At 41.1% G+C, this 6,349-nt stretch carries 7 protein-coding genes; 4 read left to right on the top strand and 3 right to left on the bottom strand.

Annotation, left to right across the window (positions count from 1 at the left end; all coding sequences use genetic code 11):
- The first annotated feature begins 508 nt into the window (after positions 1 to 508).
- The 3 genes from trxA (at position 509) to EPX21_RS17420 (ending at position 4,078) form a co-directional block, all read left to right on the top strand.
- The gene (trxA, locus tag EPX21_RS17410) at positions 509 to 805 is read left to right on the top strand and encodes a thioredoxin (protein ID WP_134090961.1); all 297 of its coding nucleotides are present in this window, start codon (positions 509 to 511) and stop codon (positions 803 to 805) included.
- 67 nt (positions 806 to 872) lie between these two features.
- Complete coding sequence (locus tag EPX21_RS17415; protein ID WP_134090962.1) at positions 873 to 1,241, top strand: PleD family two-component system response regulator; 369 nt, start codon at positions 873 to 875, stop codon at positions 1,239 to 1,241.
- 485 nt (positions 1,242 to 1,726) lie between these two features.
- Positions 1,727 to 4,078 (top strand): ABC transporter permease, encoded by a 2,352-nt coding sequence (locus tag EPX21_RS17420; protein ID WP_166670802.1) that lies wholly within the window; start codon positions 1,727 to 1,729, stop codon positions 4,076 to 4,078.
- A 13-nt stretch (positions 4,079 to 4,091) separates the two neighbouring features.
- Here the strand turns inward: EPX21_RS17420 and EPX21_RS17425 are convergent, their stop codons facing one another.
- Together EPX21_RS17425 and EPX21_RS17430 are read right to left on the bottom strand one after the other, a co-directional pair.
- Positions 4,092 to 4,280 (bottom strand): hypothetical protein, encoded by a 189-nt coding sequence (locus EPX21_RS17425; protein ID WP_134090964.1) that lies wholly within the window; start codon positions 4,278 to 4,280, stop codon positions 4,092 to 4,094.
- Between the two features lie 32 nt (positions 4,281 to 4,312).
- Positions 4,313 to 4,783: a DUF305 domain-containing protein gene (locus tag EPX21_RS17430; RefSeq protein ID WP_134090965.1), complete on the bottom strand. Its 471-nt coding sequence runs from the start codon at positions 4,781 to 4,783 to the stop codon at positions 4,313 to 4,315.
- Positions 4,784 to 5,010: 227 nt separating this feature from the next.
- Between EPX21_RS17430 and EPX21_RS17435 the strand changes: the two genes are divergently transcribed.
- On the top strand, positions 5,011 to 5,310 hold the full coding sequence (locus EPX21_RS17435; RefSeq protein ID WP_134090966.1) for a hypothetical protein: 300 nt from the start codon (positions 5,011 to 5,013) through the stop codon (positions 5,308 to 5,310).
- 86 nt (positions 5,311 to 5,396) lie between these two features.
- On the opposite strand, the gene EPX21_RS17440 is transcribed toward EPX21_RS17435, so the two are convergent.
- Positions 5,397 to 5,843 (bottom strand): hypothetical protein, encoded by a 447-nt coding sequence (locus EPX21_RS17440; protein ID WP_166670803.1) that lies wholly within the window; start codon positions 5,841 to 5,843, stop codon positions 5,397 to 5,399.
- Positions 5,844 to 6,349 lie beyond the last annotated feature (506 nt).

A 6,349-nucleotide genomic window follows, 5' to 3' on the forward strand; every position in this document is an offset into this window, starting at 1 on the left:
CGAATCATCAAATTTTCTATGCATCTCTACAAATTTAAAATTACTCCTTAAATCTGTCTCGCTTTAAAGGTAGCAACTCCACTCAAGATCCGGTGTCAGGGTTCGAATACTTCCTCAATCTTTTCTCCTGTTTCTGTTAATATGCACATAAAAACACTATCTTTATGCACATCAAGGCCACAAAATCTTTCCATATTTCTTTGTTTTTTAGTCCATTATAAAGATAATAAGGTTGGACGATGTGGCCGCCATTTTTATTGAACGCGATTATAAATCCTCATTTTTATGTAAGTTTGAACNTCTTTCCATATTTCTTTGTTTTTTAGTCCATTATAAAGATAATAAGGTTGGACGATGTGGCCGCCATTTTTATTGAACGCGATTATAAATCCTCATTTTTATGTAAGTTTGAACAAGCTATAAAGCATCTCTCCCACCGATATTCTTTTTATTTTCTTAATGTTACTTATTTTTTATTAAATTAGTAGTTATTTAACTAAAATAAACAATGGCGACATTTTCAGAGATCATCAAAGGGCAGACTCCTGTATTAGTTGATTTTTACGCAGAATGGTGCGGGCCCTGTAAAATAATGGCTCCTATATTGGATCAAGTCAAATCCCGATTAGGAGACGATGTCATCATTTTAAAAGTGGATGTCGATAAGAATCCGCAAGCGGCGAATAGCTTTCAGGTTCGAGGCGTTCCTACCCTTATTCTCTTTAAAAATGGGGAAATAAAATGGCGACAAAGTGGCGTTGTACAGCAAAATCAATTGGAACAGGTCATAAACAGTTTCTCATAGGGTTCAATTTATGAAATTACACTAAATTTGCCCCCGCTATCAAAATTTGTAAACAGCAATAAAACCGATGCAGAATAAGATACTGATTCTCGATGACGATGAAGACATTCTCTACTTTTGTTCAGTAGTATTTGAAGGCCTCAATTTCGAGGTTATATCGTCTCCTCATAGTAAGGACATTATTGAACAGGTAGAGCAATGCCAACCGAATATCATTTTAATAGATAATTGGATACCGGGGCTAGGCGGTGTAAAAGCGACTCAAACGTTGAAGAGCAACCCCGCTTTAAACGACATTCCCGTGATCCTGTTTTCCGCCAACAGCAACCTGCCCGCTTTAGCGGAAGAAGCCGGAGCCGACAGTTACCTGAAGAAGCCATTTGATCTGGATGAATTAGAAAGCTTGGCCCTGTCTTTATTACAAAAAAAGGCCTGATCTCCTCGCCTACCCTACTATTGTAACTATAATTATTGGAAAACCCATCCTAACCGGATGGGTTTCACTAATTGAATTGGACAAGTTTGGGGAACTTGTTTCTGAAGTTGCCATAAAAGTACAGAAGCCATATTATAATGGTATTAAAAGCGCTCCTTTTTTTTAAAACATGCCGGTGCCTTCAGAAAATTTAATGTGATATCCCGACCGGTCTCTTCGCTGATTATATAAAGAAATGCTAATACCAACTTAACAAAGCAGCTGTATATTTGCCCGTCTTCCAAGGGCAATAGTATCCAACCAGGTCACTTCTTCGGAAGTGACTTTTTAAGTCGACAACGACAGCAGCTTGTCTCAAAACGAACAGTAGGTGTCCGTTTCCGTACAGGGCATTAAAGCAAAATAGGCCGCGTAAGCCACCTTATCGCTCATTTATGTAAATGGCTTTCTATTTGTTTCCAAATTATCATCTTATTCTTTGTGCTATGTTCACACATTATTTTCGGATCGCACTACGCGCGATGGCGCGTTATAAATCTTACGCAGCAATTAATATTTTTGGCTTGGCGCTTGGGCTTGCCTCCTGTATATTAATCTTACTCATTGTTCGGAATGAGCTTAGTTACGACCAATATCATAGGCATTCACACCGGACTTATCGGATAACATCCTTCGGTTTAGATTATAATCCGAGCGTGTCTTTTGCCGTTGCCCCTGCTCTTAGGAATGATTTTCCGGAACTGGAGCATGTTTCACAATATTACTATTGGCGGGAGAGCATGATCGAAATCAATCGTGAGCGTCATATCTTAAAAGACGTTGGCGCTGCCGATAACGAATTTGCAAAGATATTCGACTTAACATGGTTGGCCGGCGATCCCAACTCGGCGCTGGAAGCGCCGAACACCTTAGTACTTACAGAGACGACTGCCAAACAGTATTTCGGAGATCAAAATCCTATCGGCCAGACCATCCGTATGGACAACAATTGGGAGCTAAAAGTAACCGGAGTGATCAAAGACCTTCCCAGTAATACCCATTTGACATTTAAATCGCTTGTATCATGGGCAACCTTCCATGACGAGACGCGCAATTTTTGGTCTATACAAGGAGGATACCTATACGTTACCCTTCCCGAAACGCTATCTGCCGGCAACATCGAGCGAAGGCTTCCGGCATTTGTTAATAAGAATTGGGGGGACGATATTAAAACGGGAGGAGAAGGCAAACTCTTATTACAACCACTAACGGATATACACTATGACCAACGATACCTTAATCAAACCAGTATGCCGCGTTCTAAAAAGAGTATATACGGTTTAGCTGCCGTCGGCATATTTATTTTGGTAATAGCCTGCATCAACTTTGTTAATATGGCGACCGCATTTGCGGTAAAGCGTTCGAAAGATGTGGGTATCCGAAAAATAATCGGAGCCAAACCAATGCAGATCATTAAAGGTGCCCTTTCAGAAATCTTCATTCAAGTGATCATTGCGTTGACCTTAGCATTAGGCAGTCTGTTGTTATTTATCCCTTATACGGAAAGATTCTTTGGCACTCGGATTAGCGCTACGCAGCTTTTACAGCCAGATGTCGTTATTGGCCTTTTGGTCATATCAATCTTTGCGGTTTTGATCGCTGGGCTATATCCTGCCCTGATCCAGTCGCGTTTTAACCAATTGCATATGTTAAAGTCGTCCTTTTCAACAGCTGTAAAAGGGACTACCACTTTAAAAAGGGGGTTGATCGGTGTGCAGTTTTTGGTAACGCAGTTGCTTATTATAAGTACCTTTATTGTTGCCAAACAGATGGATTTCTTTCTTAATAAAGACATCGGTTTTGACAAAGAGTCGATCATCACTTTTGATATAGGAAAAAATCCCGAAGGATTGCGCCAGCTACTTTCGAGGCAACCCGGTGTTAAAGACTTCAGTTTTGCTTCCGTTGCCCCGGCTTACAACATCAACTATATGCCTTTCTCTGCCCCCCACTTAGGGATGAACGAAGTAGATGTAACCGAAGTGAAAGTGGTAGATGAAAATTACCTTCCGATGTTTAACTTAAAGATGTTGGCCGGTCTCCCTATTGCTAAGAGCGCAACACAAGACAGCGTCCCAAAAATTGTCGTTAACGAAACGTTTATAGCACGATTGGGTATAGATCATCCGGAAAACGCCGTAGGAGAACAGGTGACGGTGGGCGAACGCCGCGCAACAATTCAGGGGGTTGTTGCCGATTTCCAAAGTGAATCCAAACATAAAAAAATCAGAGCCTGTTATCTCTACTACAATCCCGAAAGCTTTTACCAAGCTAGTGTAAAACTTCAGCCAAACAATATAAAGCAAACGATCGCAGCGATCGACAAAGAGTGGTCGGCACTCAATCCCGAATCGTTGTTTAACTATGAGTTTATTGATAATAAAATTGCCCGACTGTACCAGCAAGAGCAAACACTTTATAATACCTTTAAGGTTTTCACTTTCATCGCCATTCTTATCAGTTGCGTAGGCTTATTGGGGCTCGTATCATTGATGGCTGTACAGCGCGTAAAAGAGATTGGTGTGCGCAAAGTACTGGGCGCATCTGTAAAAAACATTGTAATTCTCTTTTTAAAAGATTTTGTCGCATTAATAGTAATTGCCTTTGTTGTGGCAGTGCCCATTGCTTGGTACGCCATGCACAGCTGGTTGCAGGAGTTTGCCTATCAGATTAACATAACACCTGTCCACTTTATTGTCGGATTGCTGGCCACCCTCCTGGTGGCGGGGACTACCGTTTTTATCCGCAGCTTTATCGCGGCTACGGGTAATCCGATTAAGGCGATAAAGGAGGAATAAGAGAGCAGCCGCGCTATTTCTCCATAATCACCACCATCTTCATCGGGTCGCCTATGGTTGTATTTACCAGTTTGGCACCTGGATTTTCCTCCAACGCTATGGAAACAAAAAATTCTTCCGGCAAAGGAACCTTGTCGGGATTTTCTTTAGATAATTGCTCAATCTCTCGGTCTTCAAAAACTCTATTAATTATTTTTCCCATTCTTTTTTATCATTTATTCGATCAGCAAAGACTTATTTAGCAGCTTCGGACTCCTCTAGGCGCTTCAACGCGGCTTTCATCTGCGCAATCTCGCGCCGTTGCGACTGAATGATGCTGTCGGCCAATTTCCGCACTTCCGGGTCTTTTATATTGGCATGGCGACTGGTCATAATGGCAGACGAATGATGCGGAATCATTGCTTTCATATACTGGCGGTCGCTAACAAATGTCTGGTTTCTTAAAAAAACCAAAGCAAATATGAAGACCAATACCGCTGCGAGTATAATAAGCTTATTCATCATTTCATCAGCATACATCTTCCACATAAACAGCATCATAGAAATCGCCATGGGCGCCACCATTAGCAGCGCCATATAAAAGCGCGTTAAACTTAGATAGATATGCTGGGTACGATCAACATTCAAAAACATGACCGCATACATCACCACGAAAGATACGAGCATCATCATTCCAAACTTGCCGTAACTGCTTTGTCCATTCATATTGCAAGCTTATTAGGTTATTGTCACCTTCCTATTTTATATTACAGTTTAGGTTCTGAATCGTTTTTAAAAACTTCAAAACAGCAGATCGGTCCACTTATCTCCTTACAGGTGGCAGCTCTTCGCTAGGCCAAGCCTATAACAAACTTTTTAATACCCATTCAAACAGCTATAAATTTGATATTTTTGTTAAAAAGAGCAGCGTCTTAAAAGAGAATAAAAACACAATGAGGATAATCGCAACCATTTTAGTTATATTGATATCAACATGCACCATGCAGGCGCAAAATCTAGATGAGATTCTTAAAGAGGTAAACAAGGGAGAACGGTTGGATACACTTATTTCGTTTGATAAGAACAACGACCTGGGCTATATGCCACTGAGCATTATCAAAGGAAAAAATCCGGGCACGGTGTTCACCATTGTAGCCGGCGTACATGGCTATGAATACCCTCCGATCATGGCTGTACAGAAATTGCAGGTGAAACGCTGTTCTGTATCGGTTACTGATTTTGTTGGTTGCTGACAGACCCATTTGTCGGAAAAAAGCTCATTTCTGATGTGGTAGATCAAACAAACAACAGCGTTACCGTTTTGAGCGGCTGAAGCACGCTACAATATTTTTTTGCACACAACCACTAACTTTCCTTGGTGAAAAATCAGCAAGTTACCCTCTTTGTCTACTTCGTACGCATCTTCGGGGCTCTCCAGGCTGACATAGTGATCTCCATTTTTTCTGATCTCGGTAGCATAAGGACTAACCACCGGCTGATCGCTTACCTGCAGCTTTTTCCCTTTAAAAGCTACGGGTTGGATAAAAACACGTTGCTGCTGAGCAATTACCTGATAAGCAACGTTCGCCCCTTCCGGCGATTTAATCGTTTCGTCAAACCAGACGCCCAGCAAATGAGCAGAATCCGCTGGCATAGGCACCACTTGATCTGCTGTATCCGGTTGATTAGGTACAGCTATCGTTTCATCTTCCACATCGGAAGCTTTTGGGGGCTGCTTTTGTGTGCAAGAAAACATCCCTAAGCCAACCGTTAGCCATAATAACATATTAAATACCCGTGTACATTTCATCAGTTCTGTCAAGTTAAGCTCTGTATATTTTTTGAAGAGCAAGAGAGCCGTAAAGTTACAATAATTAATTGGTTACATTACAGCATCCCCCTTTAGCTGTATAAGATCGACTCCTTTATCCAAGCGACCTCCCACCCTTTGGCTACTTTGGTACTTCAAGCAGCTTATATAAAGTCGCAATCCCCCTCCTGATTTGACGTTTACACCCTAATATTTTCTGCTGTTTTTCTATAGTTTTGTTCTTCATAAAGAGATACTGAACAAAAATGAACTTATGAACCGTCCATGTTAACGATTTCATTTTCAATACACAGGGGAATGTAAATTTAATACATGGTAAGCTCCATCTGACCGAGGGATAAAAAACCGCTTTGCGATTCATGAGTGCCTTTGAAAAAAAGATGTCATGTCCTAAAAAAAGTAGACACTTTTATTGTTGTTGATTAAGATGTTGGAATGTGGGAAACTCCAGAGGAGTTTTC

Origin of the sequence: Olivibacter sp. XZL3, assembly GCF_004368405.1 — a bacterium.
Classification (GTDB): Bacteria; Bacteroidota; Bacteroidia; order Sphingobacteriales; family Sphingobacteriaceae; genus Olivibacter.

Excerpts from the sequence above, each read along its gene's own strand:
- EPX21_RS17435 (WP_134090966.1), top strand. The coding sequence starts at position 5,011 with ATGAGGATAATCGCAACCATTTTAGTTATATTGATATCAACATGCACC.
- EPX21_RS17420 (WP_166670802.1), top strand. The coding sequence starts at position 1,727 with ATGTTCACACATTATTTTCGGATCGCACTACGCGCGATGGCGCGTTAT.
- EPX21_RS17425 (WP_134090964.1), bottom strand. The coding sequence starts at position 4,280 with ATGGGAAAAATAATTAATAGAGTTTTTGAAGACCGAGAGATTGAGCAA.
- EPX21_RS17440 (WP_166670803.1), bottom strand. The coding sequence starts at position 5,843 with ATGTTATTATGGCTAACGGTTGGCTTAGGGATGTTTTCTTGCACACAA.
- EPX21_RS17430 (WP_134090965.1), bottom strand. The coding sequence starts at position 4,783 with ATGAATGGACAAAGCAGTTACGGCAAGTTTGGAATGATGATGCTCGTA.
- trxA (WP_134090961.1), top strand. The coding sequence starts at position 509 with ATGGCGACATTTTCAGAGATCATCAAAGGGCAGACTCCTGTATTAGTT.
- EPX21_RS17415 (WP_134090962.1), top strand. The coding sequence starts at position 873 with ATGCAGAATAAGATACTGATTCTCGATGACGATGAAGACATTCTCTAC.